Below are 23,768 nucleotides of genomic sequence, written 5' to 3' on the forward strand. Positions count from 1 at the left end.
GTCAGCCCCGATGCGCGCCTTCGGCCAGCGAGGCGACGAAGTCCAGCACCTCGGCCACGGGCCGGCCTTCGCCGATACGCTTGACGATGGCGGAACCCACGACGCTGCCATCCGCGACGGCAGCGATCGCCTCGGCCGCTTCGGGGGTCGAGATGCCGAAGCCCACCACAACCGGCAGATCCGCAGCGGCGCGGATGCGCGCGACCTCGGGCGCCACGGTCGCGGCGTCGGCAGAAAGGCCGCCGGTCACGCCGGCGACGGCGACGTAATAGACGAAGCCCGAGGTATTCGCGACCACCGCCGGCAGGCGGCGGTCATCGGTCGTGGGCGTGGCCAGACGGATGAAGTTGATGCCGGCTTCACGCGCGGGCAGGCACAGCTCGGCGTCTTCCTCGGGTGGCAGGTCGACGACGATCAGCCCGTCGATCCCGGCCTCGACAGCGTCCTTCAGGAACTGCTGGACGCCGCCCTTGCGGGCATAGATCGGGTTGTAATAGCCCATCAGCACGATAGGGGTGTCATTGTCCGTCTGGCGGAATTCGCGCACCATGGCCAGCGTTTCAGTGACACTGCCACCGGCATCCAGCGCCCGATGGGCGGCGGCTTCGATGGTGGGGCCATCGGCCATTGGGTCGGTGAAGGGCATGCCCAATTCGATGATGTCCACGCCCGCACCCGGCAGGCCCGCAAGGATCTGCGCCGAGGTGTCGCGGTCGGGATCGCTGGCCATGATATAGGCCACGAAGGCTTTGCGTTTTTCCGCCCCGAGCCGGGCGAAGGTGGCGTCGATTCGGCTCATCGGTTCCCTCCGTGTCGGGACGGGGTTAGCGCGCGGGCGCGCCGGGATCAATGCAGGGATTGGCGGCGCGCATGCCGCGGCGTAGGAATAGGGCGTCGGAGGTGCCCCATGTTGAAACGCAGCGATTTTCCCGCAGATTTCGTTTTCGGTGTCGCTACGGCGGCCTATCAGATCGAGGGCAGCAGTTTCGGCGGCGCGGGGGCCAGCCATTGGGACACATTCGCGGCCACGCCCGGCAATGTCGCCGATGGCACCGACGGATCGGTCGCCTGTGATCACTATCACCGCTGGCAGGAGGATCTGGACCTGATCCGCGACGGCAATTTCGACGCCTATCGCTTTTCAACCAGCTGGGCGCGGGTGATGCCCGATGGCGTGATGCTGAACCCCGAGGGGCTGGATTTCTATGACCGGCTGGTCGACGGGATGCTGGCGCGGGGGCTGGACCCGGTGCTGACGCTGTATCACTGGGATCTGCCCTCGGATCTGGCGGTGCAGGGGGGCTGGACCAATCGCGACATTGCCGCCCGCTTTGCCGATTATGCCCGCGCGGTGATGGCGCGCCTTGGCGACCGGGTGGCGATGACCGCCACCTTGAACGAGCCATGGTGCATCGCCTGGCTTTCGCATTTCCTGGGCATTCACGCGCCCGGCCTGCGCGACATTCGCGCCGCCGCCCATGCCATGCATCACACGCTCCTGGCCCATACGACTGCGATGCAGGCGCTGCGGGCTGATGGGCATGGCAATCTGGGCATCGTGCTGAACTTCGAAACCGCCCATCCCGCCACCCGCAGCGCCGTCGACATGGCCGCCGCCGCGCGGCAGGACGCCATCTATAACCGATGGTTTCTGGAGGCGCTGACCGGCGCCGGCTATCCCGCCCCCGCGATGGAGGGGCTGGCCCCGCATCTGCCCATGGGCTGGCAGGACGATATGGCCGCCATTGCCGCGCCCATCGACTGGATCGGCATCAACCATTACACGCGCGCATTGTATCGGGCGACGGCGGGGGCGTGGCCGGCGGGCGAGACCGTGACGGGGCCGCTGCCCAAGACCCAGATCGGCTGGGAAATCCGCCCTGAAGGGCTTTATGAATTCCTGCTGCGGATCAAGGCGCAGGCGCCGGGTGTGCCGGTTTACGTGACGGAAAACGGCATGGCCTGGGATGACCGGGTCGATGGCGGCCGCGTCGATGACCGGGACCGGCAGGACTATATCCGCGACCATATGGCGGCGGCGCATCGCGCCATTGACGCGGGCGTCGATCTGCGCGGCTTCTTTCAGTGGTCGCTGCTGGATAATTACGAATGGTCGCAGGGCTACGGTCCGCGCTTCGGCATCGTCCATGTCGATTACGACACCCAGAAGCGGACGCCGAAAGGCTCATATCTGATGCTGAAGGACGCGCTTAGCCGGTAAGATCGCGCGCGACCTGATGGAACAGCCGGACCGAGGGCGCGATCAGCGCATCGGGGAAGTCGTAATTCTCGGCATGAAGGGGCGGGTGATCGGCGCCGGCGCCCAGCAGTATCATGGCGGTTTTCGCGCGGGCGGCGAAGCGGCCGAAATCCTCGGATGCGCGCATCGGCAGGCCCTCGGCTGAAACAGCGATGCCGGTGGCCTTTGCAGCGCGGGCCAGGATCGCGGCGGCCTCGGGGTGGTTGATCGAGGCGGCGAATTCGTCATGCCAGTCGAAATCCGCCTGCAGCCCGTGCAGGTCGGCGGCGTCGCGGATGATCGCCTGCGCGGCTGCGCGCAGCGCGGCCATCGCGTCGTCGCGCTGTGTGCGCAGGGTCACCCAGATCTCGGCCGTGCCGGGGGTGATGCCGAATGCGGGCTCGCCCATTGCCAGATGGGTGACGGTGACCAGTTGGAAATCGGGATCCTGCTGACTGCCGCTTGGCAGTGCCAGCAGCGCCGGCAGGATCGCCGCAATTGCCAATGTCGGCGTGCGCGCCTTTTCGGGTTCCGAGGCGTGCGAGGTCGCGCCCACCAGCCGCGCCCGCATCCCGACCGAGGCGCAGTTGACCGGACCCGGTGCCAGCAGCGCGCGACCCTGCGCAACGCCGGGAAAGTTGTGGATCGCAAATCCATAGTCGAATTCGGGCAATGCCGGATCGGCCAGCATGGCGGCAGCACCGGCACCGTTTTCCTCGGCCGGCTGGAACAGCAACCAGACCGCGCCGCGCATGGGCCGCTGACGCGACAGCAGTCGCGCAAGGCCGACCAGCCCGGTCATGTGGCCTTCGTGCCCGCACAGATGGGCGACGCCTTCGATCGCCGAGCGGTGGTCGGGGCCGATCGCTTCCAGTATCGGCAGGGCGTCCAGTTCGGCGCGAAACATCACCTGCGGGCCGGGTGCGGTGCCGCGAAACTCGGCCATGACCCCGGTGCCGCCGATCCCGGTCAGAACCTGGTCGGCGCCCAGATCCCGCATCATCGCCGCCATGCGGGCGGCAGTCCGCACCTCGTGGCCGGACAGTTCCGGCGCACGATGCAGATCGCGGCGCAGTTCTGTCAGTTCGGCGATATCGGCATTGGTCAGCATGATTGAGGCATGACATGGGCGCGCGCCTTGGGCAAGATGCGGCCATGAGCATGAAGCTAGAAGATGTATTCGCCCGAATCGATGCGGCCAACGCCGCCGATCCGCATATGGAAGACGCCCAGCCGGCCGAGCTGCTATATGGTCTTCGGATGACCGTGGAACAGCGCGCGCTGTACCCCGAGGCGTCCGAGCCGTTGCAGATCGCCTGCCGCGGCCAGCATGTCGAACGCTGGAAGCTGCCGCGCCATGATTTTCCCGAAGGGCGCGCGGGCTATCTGGCCTGGCGCGTCGAACAGGGCCGCCGCCACGCCGCGCGGGTGGCTGAATTCATGGCCGCGGCCGGATTTGCGCCGGATGACATCGCCCATGTCGAAAAAATGCTGCGCAAGGAAGGGATCAAGCGCGATGCCGATGTGCAGGCCCTTGAAGATGTGGCCTGCTTTACCTTCATGCGTCACTATATGGCGCCTTTCGCCGAGACCCAGACGCCCGAGGATATGGAGCGGATCGTCAACAAGACCGCCCGCAAGATGTCGGCCATGGCGCGCGCCCGCGCGCTTGTCGACTTCGCCATCCCGGAACCGCTGGCAAGCTTCTTCCGCGATGATCCCGGGCCCGCCGGGGCGCGCTGAGATCGAGATTTGGAAAGATGAAGATGGACGACCCCTATAAGGCGCTCGGGCTGACGAAATCCGCCAGTCAGGACGATATCAAGAAGGCCTATCGCAAGATCGCCAAGACCGACCACCCCGACCTGAACCCAGATCCGGCGGCAGCCGAACGGTTCAAGGCGGCGTCCTCGGCCTATGATCTGCTGAAAGACCCCGATCAGCGCGCCCGTTTCGACCGGGGCGAGATCGACGCCACCGGGCAGGAACGCGCCCAACAGAAATTCTATCGCGACTTCGCGGAACGCGGCGACAACCCCTATCGGCAATATTCCAGCGCCGGATATGGCGATTTCTCGGATGTGTTCGACGACCTGTTCGGCGATGACGGCCGGAGGGGTGGCTTCGGCGGTTTCCGGCGGTCAGGCGCGGGCGGGCAGGGCTTTGACATGCGCGGGCAGGACGCCCGCTATGATCTGGAGGTGGATTTTCTGACCGCTGCCAAGGGCGGCAGCACCCGGATCACGCTGCCCACCGGCGGCGCGGTCGAGGTGCAGATCCCCGAGGGCGCGTCCGACGGCCAGACCATCCGCCTGCGCGGCAAGGGCGGCCCCGGACACGGTCAGGGCGCGCCGGGCGACGCCTATCTGACGCTGCATGTGGGCAGTCACCCGGACTGGACCCGCGACGGCAATGACGTGACCATCACCTTGCCCATCACCATCGACGAGGCCGTGCTGGGCGGCAAGGTCGAGGTGCCGACGCTGGACGGGGCGGTGTCGATGAACCTGCCGCGCGGCGCGACAACGGGTCAGAAGCTGCGGCTGAAGGGCAAGGGCATCAAGGGCGGCAATCAATATGTGCAGCTCAAGATCGTGATGCCGCCGAATGTCGATCAGGATCTGGTCGAGTTCATGGAAAAATGGCGTCAGGAAAACCCCTATGATCCGCGCGGCGGGATGGGGGTGTGAGATGGCCCGCTATACCGCCGAGGAGCTGATCGCCACCATCGACGAGCTGACCGGGCCGCGCCTGACCCACTATGTCGAGATGCGGGTGCTGCAACCCGTCATCTCGGCTGAAGGCGCGCGCTTCCGTGAAATCGACCGCGCCCGCGCCCGGCTGCTGTGTGATCTCAGCGAGGATTACGGGCTTGACGGCGACGCGCTGTCGCTGGTGATGCAATTGCTGGACGAGGCACACGGCTTGCGCGGCGAGATGCAGGCGCTGATGGCAGCGCTGGCGGAAGAACCCGACGAGGCCCGCCAGCGCGTGATCGCCCGCATCCGTCTGGCCCGCGCGCAGGACTGATCCGCCACGCCTTTGCAACGGCGGCAATTGCCGCGCCCGCCTCAGCTGTTCTGTTTCAGCAGACGCTGCTTCTGACGGTTCCAGTCGCGCTTGGCCGAGGTCTCGCGCTTGTCGGCATTCTTCTTGCCCTTGGCGACGCCGATCTTCAGCTTCACGATGCCGCGGTCGTTGAAATACATGACCAACGGCACCAGCGTCATCCCCTCGCGCGCGGTGGCCGACCACAGGCGCGAAAGTTCCTTCTTCGACACCAGCAGCTTGCGGCGGCGGCGTTCCTCATGCCCGAAGACGCCGGCCTGCTTGTAGGCGGCGATATAGCCGTTAATCAGCCACAGCTCGCCATTTTCGACATTGGCATAGCTTTCGGCAATGTTGGACTGGCCGGTCCGCAGGGATTTCACCTCGGACCCGGTCAGGATGATACCTGCCTCCAGATCGCTTTCGATGAAGTAATCGAAGCGCGCCCGGCGGTTCTCGGCAATGATCTTGTAATTGGGGTCTGATTTCGTGGCCATGGTCGTGCTGAGATAGGGGCAGGGCGGGGCGAAGTAAAGACGTGCCCCCTAGTGGCGCGGGTCGGTGATGCGGGCCAGCAGCCCCTCGGCCCCGGCCAGCACCTCCTCCCACGTGGCGCCAAAGCCAGCGGCATCGCCGAAATAGGGATCGGCGACCGATTTGCCCTTTTGCCCCGGCACGTGATCCAGCATCAGCGACAGCCGCGCCGGTGCATCTGCAGGCGCCAGCCGGCGCAGCTCGGCCAGATTGTCGCGGTCCATGGCGACGATATGGTCGAAGCGCTGGAAATCCTCGGCCCGGACCTGACGCGCCCGCAGGGTCGAGATATCGACGCCATGCCGCGCCGCGACGGCTTGCGCACGCGGATCGGGCGGATTGCCGGCGTGCCAATTGCCGGTGCCAGCTGAATCGATCAGCATCGTCACGCCATCGCGCGCCGCCACCGCGCGCATCGCGCCCTCGGCCAAAGGCGAGCGGCAGATATTTCCGAGGCAGACGAACAGAACCGAGGGCGTTGACATGATCTAGGCTTCCGGGTTGGGCGATTGTGACAGGTTACGCGATCCTCGGCCCGGGGCAAGGTCAGCCTGATTGTGGCCCCCGCCGGGCCGCATTAACCTGCGCGCAAACCTCAGGAGGGCGGGGATGTTTTTTCAGATCGGATTGGGCTCTGTCCTGATGATGGCGACGGTTGCGATTGCCGGCCTGACCACCTGGGCGTTGGAACTGACGCTGGACAGCCGCGGCGACTGGCTGCGCAACTGGCGGCCGCGGGTGCGGGTGACGGTCGGGGTCATGGTGATGACGCTGTGGGCGCTGGCAGCGATCTCGGCGCAGGTCTGGCTGTGGGCGGTGGTGCTGCAATATCTGGGCGCCTTCACCGACCGCGAAGAGGCGATCTATTACACGCTGGTGACCTTTACCACGCTGGGTTACGGCGATGTGCTGCTGCCCAAGGGGCTGCGGGTGCTGGGGGCTTTGGCGGCGGTGAATGGGATGCTGAACATCGGTGTGCTGACGGCAGTGATGATCGATTCCATCCGCGCGCTCCGGCAAAAATACGGTGTGACCTCTGGCTGATGCCGGTGGGGCTTGCCCCCTTGGCCGTCATCTGATCCTCTGCCGGCGGAACGGGACAAGGGAAGGGGCGGCATATGGGCGGGACTGATAGCAGGCATGGCGGGCAGATCCTGGTCGACGCGCTGAAGGCCAACGGGGTCCGGCGGGTCTTTTCCGTCCCGGGCGAAAGCTTTTTGGCGGTGCTGGACGGCTTTTACGAATCCGGTATTCAGAACGTCGTCTGCCGCCAGGAAGGCGGTGCCGCGATGATGGCAGAGGCGACGGGCAAGCTGACGGGCAGGCCCGGCGTGGCAATCGTCACCCGTGGACCCGGCGCCACCAATGCCAGCGCCGGTGTCCATGTCGCCATGCAGGATTCGACCCCGATGATCCTGCTGGTGGGCCAGATCGCCCGCGCGGATCGCGACCGCGAGGCGTTTCAAGAGGTGAATTATCCGTTGGTCTTCGGCGGCCTTGCCAAATGGGCAGCCCAGATCGACGACACGGCCCGCATCCCCGAATATATGGCCCGCGCCTTTCATGTCGCCATGTCCGGCCGTCCCGGCCCGGTCGTGCTGGCCCTGCCCGAAGATATGCTGAGCGATCATGTCGAGACCCCCGACCTGCCGCCCGCCAAGCCGGTGATGAACGCGCCCTCGGATGCGGCCGTGGATGCGGTGATCGCCGCGCTGGCGCAGGCAGAGCGGCCCTTGATCGTGCCGGGCGGTTCGCTGTGGTCTGAAGCCGCCGCCGAAAACCTTGGTCGCTTTGCCGCCGCATGGGATGTGCCGGTGGCGGTGCCCTTCCGGCGTCAGGACCGCATCGACAACCGGCTGGCGCAATATGTCGGCGATCTGGGCGTGGGCATGAACCCGCAGCTTGGCGCGGCACTTGGCGAGGCGGATCTGGTCATCTCGCTGGGGTCGCGGCTGGGGGATACGCTGACCAATGGCTATACGCTGATGAAGCCTTCCGGGCAGGGGCGGCGGATCGTGATGGTCCACCCCGATCCGAATGAGATCGGCCACCTCTGGCGCGCCGATCCCGGCATCGCGGCCGATCCGCAGGCCATGATCGCAGCCCTCGCCACGCGCCCAGCCACGCGCAGCTTTACCGATTGGACCCGCGATCTGCGCGCCCGTTACGAGGACTGGCAGACCCCGCGCCCGACGCCGGGGACGGTGCGGATGGAGAACGTCATCCACTGGCTGTCCCAGAACCTGCCAGAGGACGCGGTGCTGACCAATGGCGCGGGCAATTACGCCGCCTTCCTGCATCGCTATTTCCGTTATAAGCGGCCCTTCACACAGGTCGCGCCGACCTCTGGCAGCATGGGTTACGGCTTGCCCGCTGCAATTGCCGCCAAGCTGAACGCGCCCGAACGCGCGGTCGTGTGTCTGGCCGGCGATGGTTGCCTGCAAATGACCGTGAACGAGTTGTCAACTGCTGCCCAGCACGGCGCGCATGTCATCGTCATCGTTGCAAATAACGGCCAATACGGCACCATTCGGATGCATCAGGAACGCCACTATCCGGCGCGCGTTTCCGGCACGGCGCTTGCCAGTCCTGACTTTGCGGCGCTGGCGCGCAGCTATGGCGGCCATGGCGAGGTGGTGACGGCGGACGCCGATTTCCCCGCAGCCTTCGCCCGCGCGCAGGCTGCCGGATCGCTGGCGGTGATCGAGCTGATGCTGGACCCGGAGGCGCTGACCAGCTCGGCCACTTTGTCACAGATTCGCGCGCAGTCGCAGCGCTGACGCAATCTGGTTGCCCCAACGGCGCGGCGGCGCTAAGCACGTGCCGCAACCGCTGGCAGGGAGAGGCCCGTGACCGACGATCCGAAGACGCTGGTAAGCACTGAATGGCTGGCCGGGCATCTGGATGATCCGGGCCTGCGCATCCTCGACGCAAGCTGGCACATGCCGGCGGCGGGGCGCGATGCGCGCACCGAATACGCAACTGCCCATATCCCTGACGCACAGTTCTTCGACATTGACGCGGTGGCCGACCCGGACACCGATCTGCCCCATATGCTGCCCACGCCCGAGGCCTTCGCCCGCGCTGTCTCGGCGCTTGGCATCGGCGATGGCGATCAGGTGGTGATCTATGACGACGCCGCCACCCACAGCGCCGCGCGCGCATGGTGGACCTTTCGGGCGATGGGGTATGACCGTGTCGCCGTTCTGGACGGCGGCTTGGCCAAGTGGCGGGCCGAGGGACGCCCGGTGACCGAAGCCGTGACCGCTGCGCCAAAGGCGCATCTGACCGCCAATCTGCGCCCTGATCTGATCCGCGATGCCGCGCAGGTTGCAGAGGCCTCGGCCCAGGGAAGCGCCCAGATCATCGACGCCCGCGCCGCCGACCGTTTCCGGGGCGAGGCGCCCGAGCCGCGTCCGGGCCTGACCAGCGGGCACATGCCCGGCGCGAAGAACCTGCCCTTCGGCCAGCTTTACCGTCCCGACGGCACCATGAAGGATGCGGACGCCCTGCGCGCCGCCTTCGCGGATGCCGGCGTCGACCTGTCCCGGCCCGCCATCACCAGCTGCGGGTCGGGCATCACCGCGGCCTCGCTGTCGCTGGCGCTGGAACGGCTGGGGCACCGCAACCATTCGCTCTATGATGGCTCCTGGGCCGAATGGGGCGCTTTACCAAACGTGAAAACCGCAACCGGAGACGCATGATGCTGGGCAATCTGAAACCCCAAGCCCCCGACAAGATCCTGTCCTTGATGGCCGAATTCAAGGCCGATACCCGGCAGGGCAAGATCGACCTGGGCGTCGGTGTCTATAAGGACCCGAACGGGCTGACCCCGGTGATGCGCGCGGTCAAGGCTGCGGAACAGAAGATCTGGGAAACCCAGAACAGCAAGAGCTATACCGCGCTCGCCGGTGAGCCCGAATATCGCGATGCCATGGCCGGGCTGGTGCTGGGCGATACGGCCAAGGGGCGCGTGGCCTCGGTCGGGACTGTCGGCGGCACGGGCGCGATCCGGCAGGCGCTGGAACTGATCCGCATGGCCAACCCGGATGCGGTCGTCCATGTCTCGGACCCGACCTGGCCGAACCACTTGTCGATCCTGAACTTCATGGGCCAGGCCTATGAAATGTATCCTTATTTCGACAACGAGACTCGCGGCGTTGCCTTTGACGCGATGCTGGACGGCATCAAGCGCGCCAAGAAGGGCGACGTGGTGCTTCTGCATGGTTGCTGCCACAACCCGACCGGCGCGAACCCGACGGCCGAACAGTGGAACGCCATCGCCGAGGTGCTGGAACAGACCGGGGCGATCCCGCTGATCGACCTTGCCTATCAGGGGTTCGGCGACGGTCTGGACGAAGACGCCGCCGCCACGCGGATGATCGCTCAGCGCCTGCCAGAGGTGCTGATCGCCGCGTCGTGCAGCAAGAATTTCGGCATTTATCGCGAGCGCACCGGCATCCTGATGACGCTGACCAGCGATGACAAGGCGCGCGACCTCAGCCAGGGCGCGATGGCATTTCTGAACCGCCAGAATTACAGCTTCCCGCCCGATCACGGCGCGCGGATCGTGTCGACCATTCTGAACGACGCCGCGTTGACGCAGGAATGGAAAACCGAGTTGGAGGACGTGCGCCAGACCATGCTGGGCCTGCGCACCCAACTGGCCGAGGAACTGCGGACCCTGACCGGCACCGACCGCTTCGACTTCATTCAGCGTCACCGCGGCATGTTCTCGCGTCTGGGCGCCACGCCCGAGCAGGTCGAGAAGATGAAGCAGGACGCTGGCATCTACATGGTCGGCGATTCGCGGCTGAACATCGCCGGTCTGAACCGCGATTCCATCCCGGTTCTGGCCCGCGCCATTGTCGAAGCGGGCGTCTGATCCAGGATCACTCCAATGTAACAAAGGGGGCCGCAAGGCCCCCTTTGTTATTGGTGCGAAAGCTTGGTCATGGCCGACGCATTTTCATGCGGGCTGGTCCGCGTCCCGATTTCCACAATCGAGTCCTTGAACCGGCACGATGGAACTCTTTGCGGCGGTGGTTCGCTGCAGATTCATTGAAGCGCCTTCGATGACGGCGCAAACCCACGTGACTCGCTAGCGCCTAGGATGGGCCTGCGGCAATTGCCGCTATGGCTTGGCGATATGGGTGTCGATATAGCCGCGCAGTTCCTCGATTTCCTCGCTGGCTTCCTGCAAGGCGCTGCGCGCCGTGGCCAGTTCCGAGGCCGAGAAGGCCAGCCGTTCGTGCATGGCCGCCTCGCGTTGCAAGCCCTCGCCGGTTACCCGTTCAAGGGCCGTTTCGGCCTCGTGCAGATCCTGGGCCAGCCGGTCCAGCACTTTCAACTCGGCCCTGCCGGGGCGTGTCACGCGGCCAACCAGCCAGCTGGCGAACCAGCCCAGAAGGAAGGCTGCGAACAGCACTAGCGCGATGGCGATGATCAGGTTGTCGCGGGTCATTGCGCCTCCTCGGAAGGGGTGGGGGTGTCCGTTGGCGTCGTATCTTCGGGCCGGCCGGGCGGGCGTGGTGTGTCGGCACCGGCTTCCTGCACGGTGGCGGGTGGCTCCATCTTCGGCGGGGCGGCCAGCAGGCCCGGATCGAAGGCCGGGGCTGGAATGTCCAGATCTTCTGGAAGGGCCTCGCCGGTCTCGACCTCGGGCATGGCGCGACGCAGGGTTTCGGCGGCAGCCTCGGCCGAGGGGGTCTTGCCGACCAGTTCGGGCACCGAGGCCACCGGCACGCGCACCGGGTCGGGCGACAGCAGCGTCACCTCGATCCGGCGATTGGCGTCGCGGCCTTCCTGAGTGTCGTTTTCGGCGATGGGGCGGGTTTCGCCATAGCCTGCGGCAACCATGTTCTGCACGGACAAACCGGCGGTGCGCATGGCCTCCAGCACAGTGTTGGCACGGTCGCGCGAGAGAGCCAGGTTGGAAACGTCGCTACCCTGCGCATCGGTATGACCGGCCAGTTCCATCCGGTAATCGCCACATTCCGCAAGGATCGGGCGCATTTTGTCCAGCACCGGGGCGATGTCGCCGGCGATGCGGGCACCGCCCGGTTCGAAGCCGATTTCGGATTGCAGCATCGCGCCGTTCAGCCGGTCGACGCAATTGGCGGCATCGGGTTGCGCGATATTGGGGTCGCGGTAGCGGTCGTAAGCCAGGGTCAGCGCGTAATCGGCGCCGGCGCCCAGCCGCATCGACAGTGCCGCAATCGCCTTTTCCGGGGCCAGTGGGTCGCCGCTGACACCGTTGAGACGGATCAGATCCTGGGTCACCTCCAGCCGGCCCTCGTCCACGACGCCCATTGCATCCAGGCCCGCCATCACCCGCAGCGCCCAACCCTCGCGCAGGGCCGGGTCCAGCTTCAACTCGCCCTCTGTCGGGCCAAGCTGGGCGCGGGCCAGCGATTGCACGGTCTGGCGCATCGTGTCATCGGGCACCACCCCGGCGATCGAGGCCTGCCCGCCGGTGTCGATGGCGGCGGTGAAACTTGCGGGTCCGTCCTCGGGGGCTGCCTCGGCAAGGCTGGCATTCAGTGTCCAGCCGGTCGGCAATTGCGCGGCCAACTGGTCCATCTGGCGGGTCAACTCTGGCGGGGGCAGGTCGGCGGGGGCGGTGATCTGAATGCTGCGGTCGGTGATGACCAACGTGCCGGTGCCCAGATCCTGCATGGCCGCGAGTGCCGCGCCGGCCACCTGTGCCCAGCCGGTGGGGGCGCCGATCCCCAATGCACATTCCGAATCCGGCGCGCCGGCCTGCGTGGCTGCGGTCAGGATGGAATCGCGGGCGTCGCTGCTGTCGGCCGCGCAGATTTCCAGCACCCCGCCTTCGGCACCGCGCACGAAACGCAGCTGATAAGGGGCGATGACAGGCAGGGGCGCGGTGACTGTCGCGCTCAGCGAGATACCTTCGGGCGCGGCATTGCGCAGGGCGGCTTCCAGTCGGGTCTTGTCTTCGGGGTCGTGGGCATTGGCCTGAATACGCACCGCACCCGGCGTGACCGAGATGGTTCCCTGATCAAGCATGTCCGCCGCGCGCATGGCAAAGTCCAGTGCCGGCTGCCAGTTCTGCGGTGCGGGGAAGGCGGCGGTGCTGGTCAGGTCCGCGACCTCGACACCCGAGGCGCTCAGCCGCGTGGCAATCCCCTCGCGGTCGGTGCGGGCGGGAAGCAGGCCGATCAGCGACAGGCTGTCACCCTGGCGCATCAGCTCCAACGAGAATTTGGGCGGCTCCAGCATGTCACGCTCGGCGATCTTCACCTCGTCAAGGATGCGGCGGTCGTCGACCAGCCCGCTGACGGTGGTCAGCGCGCGAAAGCGGGCGACCTCATCGGGGGCGGTACCGCGCAGGCGGACGACCAGCCCGTCGGTGCTGACAGAGGCCCAGCTCTGCCCCTCGGACGCCAATGCGGCCCAGATCTGTGCGGCGCTGCGGGTCTCGATCTGTGCTGCGATGCGGATGGCCGCCTGCCAGCTGCCGATACCTGCGGCGGCCAGCAGAAACAGCGTCAGGACCACCTGTCGCGCGCTGCGTCCGGGCCGCGAGGACGGATCTTGAATCTGCGGATCGTTCATAGCGACGGGTTAATGCTGGCGGCCAGGGTTGTAAATCATGCAGTTACACACGATGCCGTGTCAGCTGGCAAGCTGCAACAGCCCTGCAAGCCCCAGGAACACCGCAAGGATCATTCCGGCATCGCGATTGGACCGGAACAGCCGCAGCTGGTTTTGATCGTCATGCAGGTCCAGCATGTAAAGCTGCCAGACCAGATGCGCGGCAAAAGCCATCAGGCCCGCCATCGCCACCCACCAGCCAAAGCCGTCGATGCCGGTAGCCGAAATCGCGATGGCCAGAAGCGTGACCGCCAGCGCACCAAATGCCGCCAGCCAGCGGGGCGTATCCTCGCCAAACAGCCGTGCGGTCGATTTCACCCCGATCAGCGCGTCATATTCGGCATCCTGATGGGCATAGATCGTGTCATAGAAAACCGTCCAGGCGATGCCGCCGAACCATGCGATGATCGGCGCCAGATCCAGCCCGTCGCGATGCGCGGCATAGGCCAGCATCACCCCCCAGTTGAAGGCGATGCCCAGAAAGACCTGCGGCCACCAGGTGAAGCGTTTCGCGAACGGATAAACCAGCACCGGCAACAGGCTGAGCACCCCCAGCCAGATCGCCGCCCGGCCCAGCGTCAGCAGCACCAGCAGCCCGATCGCCAGTTGCAGCGCCATCCAGACATAGGCCCCCCGCAACGTCGCCTGACCCGAGGGCAGGGGCCGGTTGCGGGTGCGGTCGACCGAACCGTCGATATCGCGGTCGGTGATGTCGTTCCAGGTGCATCCCGCGCCGCGCATCACCACCGCGCCGATGGCGCAGGCCGGATAGATCCACAGGTCGAACCAGCGCGGCCCGCTGGCCATCATCGCCAACCCGATCCCCCACCAGCAGGGCAGCAGCAAAAGCCAGGTGCCGATCGGGCGGTCGATCCGGCTGAGCCGCAGCCAGGGCCGCCAATGGGCGGGCGCGCGGGTGTCGACCCAGTTGCCATTGACGGCATCGCGCACGGCATCTGGTATTTGGAAGGCGGTTTTCATAGGAATGTCCCATGTCGAAAGTCAGGCTGTTCATAGATCACCCGCTCGGTTCGGGGCAAGCCGTCCCCTTGAATGCGGATCAGGCGCATTACCTCTCGGGGGTGATGCGGCTGCCGGCGGGCACGGTGATCGAGGTTTTCAACGGCCAAGACGGGGCCTGGGACGCGGAAATCACTGCGGCCTCCAAGCGTGGGGGCGAATTGACGGTGCGGGCGCAGGTCGCCCCGCAGCGCGATCCGCCGGACCTGTGGCTGATCTTTGCCCCGATCAAGAAGGCGCGCACCGATTTCATCGTCGAAAAGGCGGCTGAACTGGGTGCCGCCCGGATCCTGCCGGTGCAGACCGCTTTCACAAATTCCGAACGCATCCGCCAGGACCGGCTGCAAGCCCATGCGGTCGAGGCGGCAGAGCAATGCGGCGGCACTTTCGTGCCCGAGGTCGCCGGGCTGGTCAGCCTGTCGAAGCTTCTGGACAGTTGGGATCCGACGCGGCGCATTCTTTGGGCTGATGAATCGCGGGTGGGGCCGGCAGATGCGCTGTCGGGACTGGAACGCGGCAAATGGGCGGTACTGATCGGTCCCGAGGGCGGCTTTTCGGAGGCAGAGCGCAAGCGGCTGTCTGACGCGGCATTCGTGCAACCGGTCAGCCTCGGCCCCCGGATTCTGCGGGCCGATACGGCTGCCGTCGCAGCCTTGGCGCTGTTTCAGGCGCATCTGGGCGATTGGTGACGCTGCGTCGCAGCATTTGCGAACATGAAACCGGTTCGGCCGGATCGTCGAAAATCGCGAATATGTGTATGAAATTCAATTAAAGCGGTCATTTATGCCGGCAGTGCATAGCGGGATTGCGGGTTTGGGGACTGGTTGCGCGCGCAGCATAAGCCTATCTCAGCCTCACTGAATGAAACGCGCCTGATCCGGCGCAGAACGAAGTGAGGATGTAGATATGACCACGATGACCCTGACCCACGCCCCGGTTGAAACCAACGGCTTCTTTGCCCGCGTGACCGAGACCGTCCGCAGCTGGCTGGTTCGCATGGATACCCGCGCTCAGCTGGAACGCCTGACCGACCGCGAACTGCGCGATATCGGCCTGACCCGCGCTGACATCGACGCTGTGGTGAACCACCGTGCCTGAAGGCTGCGCCACGGCGCCGACCAACCGAACCCCGGCCAAGCAGTGATGCGGCCGGGGTTTTTTCTTGCCTGAATCCTGCTTTGCGCGGGGCGTACGGTTCCGGGAAGGCAGCTCCCCTCTGGTATTTTGACGCGGCAATCCCTTATTGGTCGGGACAAGATGCGACACCGACGCCGAAACCAGCCGGGGGCAGCGGCGTTGAGGCTGAACCGCAAAGAGGTGAAACATGGCAAATCACGCGATCTTCGACCGTCCGATGGATGGACCCATTCCGAAAGGGTTCGAGCAGGCGATATTCGGTATGGGCTGCTATTGGGGCGTCGAGCAGTTGTTCTGGGAACAGCCGGGCATATGGATGACGCAAGTGGGCTTTGCCGGCGGCACCGTTCCGAACCCGACCTATCAGCAGGTCTGCGAAGGTGGCACCGGCCACGCAGAGGTCGTGCATCTGGTCTATGATCCTTCGCGCATCAGCTATGACCTCCTGCTGAAGCTGTTCTGGGAAAACCACGATCCCACGCAGGGCAACCGCCAGCATAACGACATCGGTGACCAATACCGTTCGCTGATCATGTATTACACCGATACCCAACGGACACTGGCTGAGGCATCAAAGACGGATTATGACAACCGTCTGGCGGTTGCCGGTCTTGGCAAGGTCACGACCGAGGTTCTGCCACTTGACAATTTCTACCCGGCGCAAGAGCCGGACCACCAGCAATACCTGCACAAAGTGCCGGATGGCTATTGCAACATGCGCGGCACCGGCGTCAAAGCGGTGATGCCCGAAGGACACGAGATCCCCTGATGCCCACCTGGACTGCACTGACACATGTGATCGGCCGCGAAGCTGCCGCCAACCTTGCCGAACTGTGTGAGGATCTGGTGCCCGAACCCGTCGGCACGGGTATTTTCGAGATCGAGGACGGCTCTGATCGCTGGGAAGTCGGTGCTTATTTCACCGAAACGCCTGACGAGATCGGTCTGGCGCTGCTGGCTGCGGCGCAAGGCGCGAATCCCTTCGTCATCAGTGAACTGCCCGAAGTCGACTGGGTCGCTCATGTGAAACGCGAACTCACGCCGGTCGCGGCCGGGCGCTTCTTTGTCCATGGCAGCCATGACGACGATAAGGTGCCCGCCGGTGCCGAGGCGCTGCTGATCGAGGCCGCAATGGCCTTCGGTACCGGCCATCACAATACGACGCGAGGGTGCCTGCTGGCGCTTGACCGGCTGATCGAGACCGGCTGGCAGCCCCATCGCATCGCCGACATCGGCGCTGGCACGGCGGTGCTGGCGATGGCGGCGGCACGGGTCTGGCCGGGGACGGTGCTTGCGTCGGATATCGACCCGGTGGCTGTCGACGTGGCCGAGGCAAATGTCATCGCCAACGGGCTGGATGGGCGGGTTGCCTGTTTCCAGGCGGTCGGCTTTGACCATCACCTGCTGGACGACGCCGCGCCTTTCGATCTGGTTTTTGCAAATATCCTGAAGCAACCGCTGATCGACCTCGCGCCTGACATGGCGCGTCATGTCGCCCAAGGCGGGCGGGCGATCCTGTCCGGCGTGCTGACGACGCAGGCCGATGAGGTTCTGACGGCCTATGACGCCGCCGGCTTCAATCTGGAAAGCCGCGAGGATCTGGGCGACTGGTCCGCGCTGGTGGTGCAGCGCCGCTGATCGGGGCTGTTCTTGCCAAGGCGTGGCGGACCTGCCGACCGGCCACGCCCTGTTATTCCGGCGCCTTGTGCTAGTGCGACGCGCAGCCGCAACCGGCAAGCGCCAGCCCCTTCGGTTCGATCGGCAGCGGCGTCTGGCCACCTTCGCGCAGCAGCTGCGCCGCCGCGACGAGGTTTTTCAGCGATGCCTCGGTCTCTGGCCAGCCGCGCGTCTTCAAGCCGCAATCGGGGTTCACCCACAGCCGTTCTGCCGGGATCACACTGCTGGCCTTGCGCAACAGCTGCACCATATCGTCGGTCTCCGGGATGCGCGGGGAATGGATGTCCCAAACCCCCGGTCCGATCTCGTTCGGATAGGAGAAGTCGCCGAAAGCCTCCAGCAGTTCCATGTCCGACCGTGAGGTCTCGACCGAGATGACATCGGCGTCCATCGCCGCGATGGCGGGCATGATGTCGTTGAACTCGGCATAGCACATATGGGTGTGGATCTGGGTGTCGTCACGGACCGGCGCCGAGGACAGCCGGAAACAGTCGACCGCCCAGCCCAGATAGGCCTCCCAGTCGCGGCGGCGCAGCGGCAGACCCTCGCGCAGGGCGGGCTCGTCGATCTGGATGGCGGGCAGGCCGGCGGCTTCCAGATCGGCCACCTCGTCGCGGATCGCCAAGGCGATCTGGCGGCATGTCTCGGACCGGGGCTGGTCGTCGCGCACAAATGACCATTGCAGGATAGTGACCGGCCCGGTCAGCATCGCCTTCATCGGGCGCGCCGTCTGCGCCTGCGCATAGCCCGACCAGCCGACCGTCATCGGCTGCGGTCGCGAGACATCGCCGAAGATCAGCGGCGGCTTCACACAGCGCGACCCATAGCTTTGCACCCAGCCAAGTTTCGTGAAGGCATAGCCCGACAGATGCTCGCCGAAATACTCGACCATGTCATTGCGCTCAAACTCACCATGGACCAGCAGGTCGAGGCCGATTTCCTCTTGCTTGCGGATGCAGGCGTCGGTTTCGCGTTTCAGAAAGGCGTCGTATTCCGTATCCGAGATCAAGCCCTTGCGGTGATCGGCGCGGGCGCGGCGAATTCCGGTCGTTTGCGGGAAAGATCCGATGCTTGTGGTCGGGAAGGCGGGCAGGTTCAGGCGCGCGGCCTGCGCGCGCTGTCGTGCCGGATAGGCGGATTTGCGGGCCAGATCGGCGTTGCTGACGGCACTGGCGCGCGCCTTGACCTTCGGGTCATGGATGCGCGGTGACGCCCGGCGCGCCGCAAGCGCCGCCGCATTGGCGCCTAGCTCGGCCGCGGTGTCTGTGCCGTTCAGCGTGGCTGTGATGGTGGCGGTCTCGGCCAGCTTTTGCACGGCAAAGGCCAGCCACGACTTGAGTTCAGTATCCAGCCCGGTTTCCGCGTCGAGATCCACCGGCACATGCAGTAAAGAGCAGGAGGGCGCGATCTGGATGCGATTGCCGCCGACGGCATCGACAGCCCCCCGCGCCAGTTCCAACGCCGGCGCAAGCTCGGTCCGCCAGACATTCCGGCCGTCGATCAGGCCCAGTGACAACACCTTGTCGCTGCCGCGCGCCAGCAGATCGGCCAGTTGCCAGGGCGCGCGTACCAGATCCAGATGCAGCCCGGCGACCGGCAAGGACAGGGCCAGGTCCAGATTGTCATCCAGCGCCCCGAAATAGCTGGCCAGCATGATCTGCGGCCCGGCCGAGGCGAGTTCCGCATAGGCGGTGCGCAAGGCGCGACTCTGTTCGGGCGACAGGTCGGTGACAAGGATCGGTTCGTCGATCTGGACCCAATCGGCACCGGCAGCGGCAAGCCGCGACAGGATTTCGACATAGATCGGCAAGATCGCGGACAGGAAGGCCAGCGGATCAAGCCCCGGATCCTTGGCCTTGCCAAGGCTTAGCCAGGTGACCGGCCCCAGCAGCACCGGCCGGGTCTGGATGCCCAGGTCGCGCGCCTCCAGAAACTCCTCGACCGGCTTCACGGAACCCAGCCGGAAATGCTGCCCATTGGTGAATTCCGGCACGATATAGTGGTAGTTGGTATCGAACCACTTGGTCATCTCCATCGCCGGTGCCTGCTGCGTCCCGCGGGCCATGGCGAAATATTGCGCCGTGGTGACGCGGTCGCCCAAGGGCCCGAAACGGCGGGGCACTGCGCCCAGAAGCGCGGTCGTGTCCAGCACCTGATCATAGAAAGAAAAGTCGTTCGAGGGGATCAACGTGATCCCGGCATCGCGCTGCAATTGCCAGTGGCGCGCCCGCAGCCGGGCGCCCTCGGCTGCCAGATCGGCCTCGGGCATGGTGCCATTCCAATATGCCTCGACGGCGGCCTTCAACTCGCGCCGGGCGCCGATGCGGGGGAAGCCGAGATTTGCGGAAACGGGCATGGTCTTTCTCCGATACGTCAGTTTCCGCGAAATTAGGCGATGCGTTCCATGAGCGGAAATGGCATTACTTCATCAATCCATGATCGAGGTTCATCGATGCTTGACCGCCAACATCTTGCCATCCTGCGCGAGGTTGACCGCACCGGTTCGGTCACCGCCGCCGCAGATTGCCTGCACCTGACCCAATCGGCCCTGTCCCATACCATCCGAAAATTCGAAGACCGCCACGGCATTCGTGTCTGGCAGAAAGAAGGGCGAGGGCTGCGTCTGACACAGGCGGGTGAGTACCTGCTGGCGCTCGCGCAACGGGTGCTGCCGCAGATCGACCATGCCGAGCGGGTGCTGTCCGAATTTGCCCAAGGCCATCGCGGTGCGCTGCGCGCGGGGATGGAATGTCACCCCTGCCAGCACTGGCTGATGCGGGTGGTCGCGCCCTATCTGGCGGACTGGCCGGATGTCGATCTGGATCTGCGCACCGCCTTTCGTTTTGGCGGCATCGGCGCGCTTTTGGGCCACGAGATCGACCTGCTGATTACCCCCGATCCGCTGGACCTGCCCGGCATCCACTATACCCGTGTTTTCGGTTATGAACTGGTACTCGCGGTGCCAGAGGCGCACCCGCTGGGACGCGTGGCCAGCCCGCAGGATCTGACCACCGAGACGCTGATCACCTATCCTGTCTCGCCCGAGCGGTTGGACATCTTCACCCGCTTCCTTGTCCCCGGCAATTGCCTGCCCCGCCGCCACCGCAGCGTCGAGACAACCGAAATGATGCTGCAACTGGTCGCGGCGGGGCGGGGTGTCAGCGCGGTGCCGGACTGGATCCTGCGCGAGGAGGGGGCGGATTTGCCGATCCGCGCGGTGCGTCCCGGGAAAGGGATCGGGATGGCGCTGCATATTGGTGTGAGAAAGGGGGAAGAGCAGACCGATTACATTGCGGGCTTTTTGGCGCTGGCGCAGCAAATTGGGGCGCGGATGGGCGAGTGATCCATCGCACGTTCAGGTGGCGCGATTCACTCGCGGAAATGGCGGCAAGCGCTTCAGGACAAGTGCGATATAGATAGGCACCGGCCCGGGTGCGAAGGCTGTGCTCGCCGGGGCCCGCTGTCACGTGCCGCTCTAGTGTTCCGCCCCAACCTTGCGCAGGGCCTGCAGGAATGTGTCGGTTTCCTGCGCGCCCGAGATCGCATATTTGCCGTCAATCAGGGTGAAGGGGACGCCGCAGATTTCAAAAGCCTGTGCCTGCTTCCTGTCCTTGGCGACCGCGTCGGGGAATGTACCAGATTTCAGCGCCTGCTCGGCTGCCGCACGGTCCAGTCCGATTTCCGCCGCCAGATCCACCAGTTCCTCCGCCCTGCCGACATTGCAGGCCTCGGTCAAATGGCCGCGCAACAGCCGCTCACTCATCTCGGTGCTTTTGCCCTGACTGTCGGCGAAATGGATCGGCTTGGGAAGCATCTGGATCAGCAGGGTGCTGGTCGGGCGCAGCTGCTCAAATCTCGTCCGTTCCGCCTCTGTCGCGACGTAGTTCAATGTGCTGCTGCATCCGACAGCTGGCTCATTCTGGTCCACTTGGCACGATGGTTTAGCGCAACTGCGAATAGAGCTGCCTCTGTGGTCGTTCGCTGGAGAAATTGGCTGCTCTCGATGGCCCCTGCCGCCAGCAAAGGCGCTGCTGCCCGACGATGCCACCCCCGGCCTGATCAGGCCGAGGGGGGCGAGCAAGTCCCGCGGCTAGTAGCTGCGGATCAGGCCCACCAAACGCCCCTGAACGCGCACTTTGTTCTCGGGTAGGATGCGGGTTTCATAGGCGGGATTCGCGGCTTCCAGCGCGATCATCGCGCCCTTGCGGCGGTAATATTTCAAAGTCGCTTCGTGCCCTTCGACCAGGGCCACCACGATATCGCCATTCTGCGCGGCGTCCTGTTCGCGGATCACCACGACGTCGCCGTCATTAATCCCGGCATTGATCATGGAATCGCCCTTCACCTCGAGCGCATAATGGCTTTCGCGTCCCGACAACATACTGCCCGGTACGGCGATGTGATGCGAAACCTCTGAAATCGCTTCGATGGGGACGCCAGCGGCAATGCGGCCCATCACCGGAAGCTCAACTGCGTCGGCGCGCACCTCTATCGCGCCGTGCGGCGCGGCGGGCGCAGCCTTGCGGTCGCCTGCGATAACCTGAGGCGTAAAGCCGGGGGCCGATTTCGCAAGGCTGTCCGGCAGCCGCACGATTTCAAGTGCTCGCGCCCGATGGGGCAGGCGGCGGATGAAGCCCCGTTCCTCTAACGCGGTGACCAGACGATGAATTCCCGACTTGGATCGCAGATCAAGCGCGACCTTCATTTCGTCGAAAGACGGGGGGACGCCATCGCGCGCCATGCGCTTTTGAATGAACTCCAGCAGCTCGATCTGCTTTTTTGTCAGCATGTTCTGGTCCCGTTGCGTCGGTGTTCGAGGAATGTTCTTACATAATTCCTTATATCGGTCAATAGACTGACATCAACAGAGTAAAGAAACGGTTAATCGCTTGGTGCTGATGGCGATGCCGGCAAAATGAACTGGCGCGGCATCGCCTGTCTGCGTGCGGCGCGGCTATTCCGCCGCCAGAGGCGCAGAGGCCGGTTTGGCAGGGGCCGGGTGCATGCCCAGCCGTGCCATCAGATCGGCATCCTTCCAGGCCGCGGGGTTGTCGGTGGTCAGCAACTGGTCGCCGACAAAGATCGAATTCGCACCTGCAAGAAAGCAAAGCGCCTGCAGCTCGTCGCTCATCTCTGTGCGTCCGGCGGACAGCCGCAGCACCGAGGCCGGCATCAGGATGCGGGCGAGGGAGACGATGCGGACCAGGGCGAAGGGGTCGACCGGCCGGGCGCGGTCCTGAACTGGCGTGCCCTCGATCTCGTTCCACAGGTTGACCGGGACGCTGTCGGGATGGGTTGGCAGGGTGGCCAGGGTCACCAGCATCGAGATCCGATCTTCCTCGGTCTCGCCCATGCCCAGAATGCCGCCGCAGCAGACCTTGATGCCGCCCGCGCGCACGGCGGCCACGGTGTCCAGCCGGTCCTCCATCGTCCGGGTGGTGGCGATCTGGGCGTAGTATTCGGGCGAGGTGTCGATGTTGTGGTTATAGAAATCCAAGCCCGCCTCCTTCAACCGGGCCACCTGTTCGGGCGACAGCATGCCCAGCGTCATGCAGGTCTCAAGCCCGAGCGCGGCCACGCCCGTAACCATGGTGCAAAGCTGGTCCATGTCGCGGGCCTTGGGGCTGCGCCAGGCGGCCCCCATGCAGAAGCGCTGCGCACCGGCGGCCTTGGCGCGGCGGGCTGCCGCCAGCACCTCGTCGGTGCCCATCAGCTTGGTTGCCTTGACGCCGGTCTGGTGATGCGCGGATTGCGAACAATAGCCGCAATCCTCGGGACAGCCGCCGGTTTTGATGCTGAGCAGGCTGGCTGTCTCGATCGCGGTGGGGTCGAAATGGGCGCGATGGATGGTCTGCGCCCGGTGCAGAAGGTCGGGAAAGGGCAGGGCGTGAATCGACCGCGCCTCGGCCATGGTCCAGTCGTTGCGGATCATTTGAAGCGTCCCTTCAGGCTGTGAAGCGCCGTCATCAGGCCGGAAGCCAGCAGGATCTTGACCAGATCGCCGAGGATAAAGGGCGTGAACCCCGCCGCGACCAGGCCCGAGACAGGGACGAAGCGAGAAAGCCACGCCAGGCCGAGCGCGTAGACCACGGCCAGTCCGGCCAGCATCGCCACCACCCGGCCCAATGCCCCGCGGCCTTGCGCCAGCCAGCCGATCACCCCGGCTGCCAGCAGATAGCCTGCCAGATAGCCGCCGGTCGGTCCGGCCATATAGGCCAGCCCGATGCCGCGTTCGGGCGTGCCAGAGAATACCGGCAACCCCATCGCCCCGGCGATCAGATAGCTTGCCATTGCTGCCACCCCCAGCCTTGGGCCAAACGAAGCGGCGATGAAGAAGACGGCCAGCGTGTGCAGCGTCATCGGCACTGGCCAGAACGGGATCTGCACCTTGGCGCCCAGCGTGATGAGTGCTGCGCCGCAAAGGGCGAGGCCCAGCCCCGGCCAAAGCGATGTGGGCCGTGTCAGAGATGGGGCGAGAATTGGCATGAGACTG

General features: G+C 65.3%; 25 protein-coding genes. 13 read left to right on the top strand and 12 right to left on the bottom strand.

Going from position 1 to position 23,768, the window contains the following annotated elements; translation table 11 throughout:
- Position 1 precedes the first annotated feature (1 nt).
- A complete protein-coding gene (gene trpA / locus G7044_RS03255; RefSeq protein WP_166325846.1) occupies positions 2-799 on the bottom strand; it encodes a tryptophan synthase subunit alpha in 798 nt (265 codons plus the stop codon).
- Positions 800-907: 108 nt separating this feature from the next.
- On the opposite strand from trpA, the gene G7044_RS03260 reads away from it, so the two are divergent.
- Entirely contained in the window at positions 908-2,221 is a 1,314-nt protein-coding gene (locus G7044_RS03260; protein ID WP_166325849.1) for a GH1 family beta-glucosidase, read from the top strand.
- Here G7044_RS03260 and G7044_RS03265 read toward each other — a convergent pair.
- Positions 2,211-3,350 carry an amidohydrolase gene (locus G7044_RS03265; protein ID WP_207630147.1) on the bottom strand — a complete coding sequence of 380 codons (1,140 nt, stop codon included), beginning with the start codon at positions 3,348-3,350 and terminating at the stop codon, positions 2,211-2,213. The genes G7044_RS03260 and G7044_RS03265 overlap by 11 nt on opposite strands.
- A gap of 44 nt (positions 3,351-3,394) precedes the next feature.
- Between G7044_RS03265 and G7044_RS03270 the strand changes: the two genes are divergently transcribed.
- From G7044_RS03270 to G7044_RS03280, 3 genes are read left to right on the top strand one after another with little or no spacing between them, the layout of a single operon-like run.
- Positions 3,395-3,982: a DUF4202 domain-containing protein gene (locus tag G7044_RS03270; RefSeq protein WP_166325852.1), complete on the top strand. Its 588-nt coding sequence runs from the start codon at positions 3,395-3,397 to the stop codon at positions 3,980-3,982.
- 23 nt (positions 3,983-4,005) lie between these two features.
- A complete protein-coding gene (locus G7044_RS03275) occupies positions 4,006-4,929 on the top strand; it encodes a DnaJ C-terminal domain-containing protein (RefSeq protein ID WP_166325855.1) in 924 nt (307 codons plus the stop codon).
- Position 4,930: 1 nt separating this feature from the next.
- The gene (locus G7044_RS03280; RefSeq protein WP_166325858.1) at positions 4,931-5,269 is read left to right on the top strand and encodes a hypothetical protein; all 339 of its coding nucleotides are present in this window, start codon (positions 4,931-4,933) and stop codon (positions 5,267-5,269) included.
- A 41-nt stretch (positions 5,270-5,310) separates the two neighbouring features.
- Here the strand turns inward: G7044_RS03280 and smpB are convergent, their stop codons facing one another.
- A complete protein-coding gene (gene smpB / locus G7044_RS03285) occupies positions 5,311-5,784 on the bottom strand; it encodes an SsrA-binding protein SmpB (protein WP_166325861.1) in 474 nt (157 codons plus the stop codon).
- A 48-nt stretch (positions 5,785-5,832) separates the two neighbouring features.
- Positions 5,833-6,306 (bottom strand): low molecular weight protein-tyrosine-phosphatase, encoded by a 474-nt coding sequence (locus G7044_RS03290; RefSeq protein ID WP_166325864.1) that lies wholly within the window; start codon positions 6,304-6,306, stop codon positions 5,833-5,835.
- Positions 6,307-6,430: 124 nt separating this feature from the next.
- On the opposite strand from G7044_RS03290, the gene G7044_RS03295 reads away from it, so the two are divergent.
- From G7044_RS03295 to G7044_RS03310, 4 genes are all read left to right on the top strand, one after another.
- Complete coding sequence (locus tag G7044_RS03295) at positions 6,431-6,865, top strand: ion channel (protein WP_166325867.1); 435 nt, start codon at positions 6,431-6,433, stop codon at positions 6,863-6,865.
- A 74-nt stretch (positions 6,866-6,939) separates the two neighbouring features.
- Entirely contained in the window at positions 6,940-8,601 is a 1,662-nt protein-coding gene (locus G7044_RS03300) for a thiamine pyrophosphate-binding protein (protein ID WP_166325870.1), read from the top strand.
- A 69-nt stretch (positions 8,602-8,670) separates the two neighbouring features.
- The gene (sseA, locus tag G7044_RS03305; RefSeq protein WP_166325873.1) at positions 8,671-9,525 is read left to right on the top strand and encodes a 3-mercaptopyruvate sulfurtransferase; all 855 of its coding nucleotides are present in this window, start codon (positions 8,671-8,673) and stop codon (positions 9,523-9,525) included.
- Positions 9,525-10,706 (top strand): amino acid aminotransferase, encoded by a 1,182-nt coding sequence (locus tag G7044_RS03310; RefSeq protein WP_166327315.1) that lies wholly within the window; start codon positions 9,525-9,527, stop codon positions 10,704-10,706. Before sseA ends, G7044_RS03310 begins: the two co-directional genes overlap by 1 nt.
- A gap of 249 nt (positions 10,707-10,955) precedes the next feature.
- On the opposite strand, the gene G7044_RS03315 is transcribed toward G7044_RS03310, so the two are convergent.
- The 3 genes from G7044_RS03315 to ubiA are packed head-to-tail and all read right to left on the bottom strand — an operon-like array spanning position 10,956 to position 14,422.
- Positions 10,956-11,285, bottom strand: coding sequence for a hypothetical protein (locus tag G7044_RS03315; RefSeq protein ID WP_166325876.1), 330 nt, complete (start codon positions 11,283-11,285; stop codon positions 10,956-10,958).
- On the bottom strand, positions 11,282-13,402 hold the full coding sequence (locus tag G7044_RS03320) for an OmpA family protein (protein WP_166325879.1): 2,121 nt from the start codon (positions 13,400-13,402) through the stop codon (positions 11,282-11,284). Before G7044_RS03320 ends, G7044_RS03315 begins: the two co-directional genes overlap by 4 nt.
- A 60-nt stretch (positions 13,403-13,462) precedes the next feature.
- On the bottom strand, positions 13,463-14,422 hold the full coding sequence (ubiA, locus tag G7044_RS03325; RefSeq protein ID WP_166325882.1) for a 4-hydroxybenzoate octaprenyltransferase: 960 nt from the start codon (positions 14,420-14,422) through the stop codon (positions 13,463-13,465).
- Between the two features lie 11 nt (positions 14,423-14,433).
- Between ubiA and G7044_RS03330 the strand changes: the two genes are divergently transcribed.
- The 4 genes from G7044_RS03330 to G7044_RS03345 all read left to right on the top strand — a co-directional run bounded on the left by G7044_RS03330 (position 14,434) and on the right by G7044_RS03345 (position 17,236).
- Complete coding sequence (locus G7044_RS03330; RefSeq protein ID WP_166325885.1) at positions 14,434-15,150, top strand: 16S rRNA (uracil(1498)-N(3))-methyltransferase; 717 nt, start codon at positions 14,434-14,436, stop codon at positions 15,148-15,150.
- A 217-nt stretch (positions 15,151-15,367) separates the two neighbouring features.
- Entirely contained in the window at positions 15,368-15,559 is a 192-nt protein-coding gene (locus G7044_RS03335) for a DUF1127 domain-containing protein (RefSeq protein ID WP_166325888.1), read from the top strand.
- A gap of 226 nt (positions 15,560-15,785) precedes the next feature.
- Entirely contained in the window at positions 15,786-16,367 is a 582-nt protein-coding gene (msrA, locus tag G7044_RS03340) for a peptide-methionine (S)-S-oxide reductase MsrA (protein WP_166325891.1), read from the top strand.
- Positions 16,367-17,236 (top strand): 50S ribosomal protein L11 methyltransferase, encoded by an 870-nt coding sequence (locus G7044_RS03345; RefSeq protein ID WP_166325894.1) that lies wholly within the window; start codon positions 16,367-16,369, stop codon positions 17,234-17,236. The genes msrA and G7044_RS03345 overlap by 1 nt, the downstream gene beginning before the upstream one ends.
- Before the next feature lie 70 nt (positions 17,237-17,306).
- Here the strand turns inward: G7044_RS03345 and metE are convergent, their stop codons facing one another.
- Entirely contained in the window at positions 17,307-19,631 is a 2,325-nt protein-coding gene (gene metE / locus G7044_RS03350; protein WP_166325897.1) for a 5-methyltetrahydropteroyltriglutamate--homocysteine S-methyltransferase, read from the bottom strand.
- A gap of 96 nt (positions 19,632-19,727) precedes the next feature.
- Between metE and G7044_RS03355 the strand changes: the two genes are divergently transcribed.
- Positions 19,728-20,618 (top strand): LysR family transcriptional regulator, encoded by an 891-nt coding sequence (locus G7044_RS03355; protein ID WP_166325900.1) that lies wholly within the window; start codon positions 19,728-19,730, stop codon positions 20,616-20,618.
- Between the two features lie 132 nt (positions 20,619-20,750).
- Here the strand turns inward: G7044_RS03355 and G7044_RS03360 are convergent, their stop codons facing one another.
- The 4 genes from G7044_RS03360 to G7044_RS03375 all read right to left on the bottom strand — a co-directional run bounded on the left by G7044_RS03360 (position 20,751) and on the right by G7044_RS03375 (position 23,761).
- Positions 20,751-21,164, bottom strand: a complete 414-nt coding sequence (locus G7044_RS03360; protein WP_166325902.1) for a DsbA family oxidoreductase — start codon at positions 21,162-21,164, stop codon at positions 20,751-20,753.
- 201 nt (positions 21,165-21,365) lie between these two features.
- Positions 21,366-22,064 (bottom strand): transcriptional repressor LexA, encoded by a 699-nt coding sequence (gene lexA / locus G7044_RS03365; RefSeq protein ID WP_166325905.1) that lies wholly within the window; start codon positions 22,062-22,064, stop codon positions 21,366-21,368.
- A gap of 165 nt (positions 22,065-22,229) precedes the next feature.
- A complete protein-coding gene (gene bioB / locus G7044_RS03370; RefSeq protein WP_166325908.1) occupies positions 22,230-23,207 on the bottom strand; it encodes a biotin synthase BioB in 978 nt (325 codons plus the stop codon).
- Positions 23,204-23,761: a biotin transporter BioY gene (locus G7044_RS03375; RefSeq protein ID WP_166325911.1), complete on the bottom strand. Its 558-nt coding sequence runs from the start codon at positions 23,759-23,761 to the stop codon at positions 23,204-23,206. Before G7044_RS03375 ends, bioB begins: the two co-directional genes overlap by 4 nt.
- Positions 23,762-23,768: the final 7 nt, after the last annotated feature.

The organism is Paracoccus xiamenensis, from assembly GCF_011308835.1.
GTDB classification, from domain to species: Bacteria; Pseudomonadota; Alphaproteobacteria; order Rhodobacterales; family Rhodobacteraceae; genus Paracoccus; species Paracoccus xiamenensis.

Excerpts from the sequence above, each read along its gene's own strand:
- G7044_RS03335 (WP_166325888.1), top strand. The coding sequence starts at position 15,368 with ATGACCACGATGACCCTGACCCACGCCCCGGTTGAAACCAACGGCTTC.
- G7044_RS03330 (WP_166325885.1), top strand. The coding sequence starts at position 14,434 with ATGTCGAAAGTCAGGCTGTTCATAGATCACCCGCTCGGTTCGGGGCAA.
- trpA (WP_166325846.1), bottom strand. The coding sequence starts at position 799 with ATGAGCCGAATCGACGCCACCTTCGCCCGGCTCGGGGCGGAAAAACGC.
- metE (WP_166325897.1), bottom strand. The coding sequence starts at position 19,631 with ATGCCCGTTTCCGCAAATCTCGGCTTCCCCCGCATCGGCGCCCGGCGC.
- G7044_RS03295 (WP_166325867.1), top strand. The coding sequence starts at position 6,431 with ATGTTTTTTCAGATCGGATTGGGCTCTGTCCTGATGATGGCGACGGTT.
- G7044_RS03290 (WP_166325864.1), bottom strand. The coding sequence starts at position 6,306 with ATGTCAACGCCCTCGGTTCTGTTCGTCTGCCTCGGAAATATCTGCCGC.
- G7044_RS03280 (WP_166325858.1), top strand. The coding sequence starts at position 4,931 with ATGGCCCGCTATACCGCCGAGGAGCTGATCGCCACCATCGACGAGCTG.
- G7044_RS03275 (WP_166325855.1), top strand. The coding sequence starts at position 4,006 with ATGGACGACCCCTATAAGGCGCTCGGGCTGACGAAATCCGCCAGTCAG.
- msrA (WP_166325891.1), top strand. The coding sequence starts at position 15,786 with ATGGCAAATCACGCGATCTTCGACCGTCCGATGGATGGACCCATTCCG.
- G7044_RS03375 (WP_166325911.1), bottom strand. The coding sequence starts at position 23,761 with ATGCCAATTCTCGCCCCATCTCTGACACGGCCCACATCGCTTTGGCCG.
- G7044_RS03270 (WP_166325852.1), top strand. The coding sequence starts at position 3,395 with ATGAGCATGAAGCTAGAAGATGTATTCGCCCGAATCGATGCGGCCAAC.
- bioB (WP_166325908.1), bottom strand. The coding sequence starts at position 23,207 with ATGATCCGCAACGACTGGACCATGGCCGAGGCGCGGTCGATTCACGCC.
- G7044_RS03300 (WP_166325870.1), top strand. The coding sequence starts at position 6,940 with ATGGGCGGGACTGATAGCAGGCATGGCGGGCAGATCCTGGTCGACGCG.
- G7044_RS03355 (WP_166325900.1), top strand. The coding sequence starts at position 19,728 with ATGCTTGACCGCCAACATCTTGCCATCCTGCGCGAGGTTGACCGCACC.
- G7044_RS03265 (WP_207630147.1), bottom strand. The coding sequence starts at position 3,350 with ATGCTGACCAATGCCGATATCGCCGAACTGACAGAACTGCGCCGCGAT.
- G7044_RS03345 (WP_166325894.1), top strand. The coding sequence starts at position 16,367 with ATGCCCACCTGGACTGCACTGACACATGTGATCGGCCGCGAAGCTGCC.
- smpB (WP_166325861.1), bottom strand. The coding sequence starts at position 5,784 with ATGGCCACGAAATCAGACCCCAATTACAAGATCATTGCCGAGAACCGC.
- G7044_RS03320 (WP_166325879.1), bottom strand. The coding sequence starts at position 13,402 with ATGAACGATCCGCAGATTCAAGATCCGTCCTCGCGGCCCGGACGCAGC.
- G7044_RS03315 (WP_166325876.1), bottom strand. The coding sequence starts at position 11,285 with ATGACCCGCGACAACCTGATCATCGCCATCGCGCTAGTGCTGTTCGCA.
- ubiA (WP_166325882.1), bottom strand. The coding sequence starts at position 14,422 with ATGAAAACCGCCTTCCAAATACCAGATGCCGTGCGCGATGCCGTCAAT.
- G7044_RS03310 (WP_166327315.1), top strand. The coding sequence starts at position 9,525 with ATGCTGGGCAATCTGAAACCCCAAGCCCCCGACAAGATCCTGTCCTTG.
- lexA (WP_166325905.1), bottom strand. The coding sequence starts at position 22,064 with ATGCTGACAAAAAAGCAGATCGAGCTGCTGGAGTTCATTCAAAAGCGC.
- G7044_RS03260 (WP_166325849.1), top strand. The coding sequence starts at position 908 with ATGTTGAAACGCAGCGATTTTCCCGCAGATTTCGTTTTCGGTGTCGCT.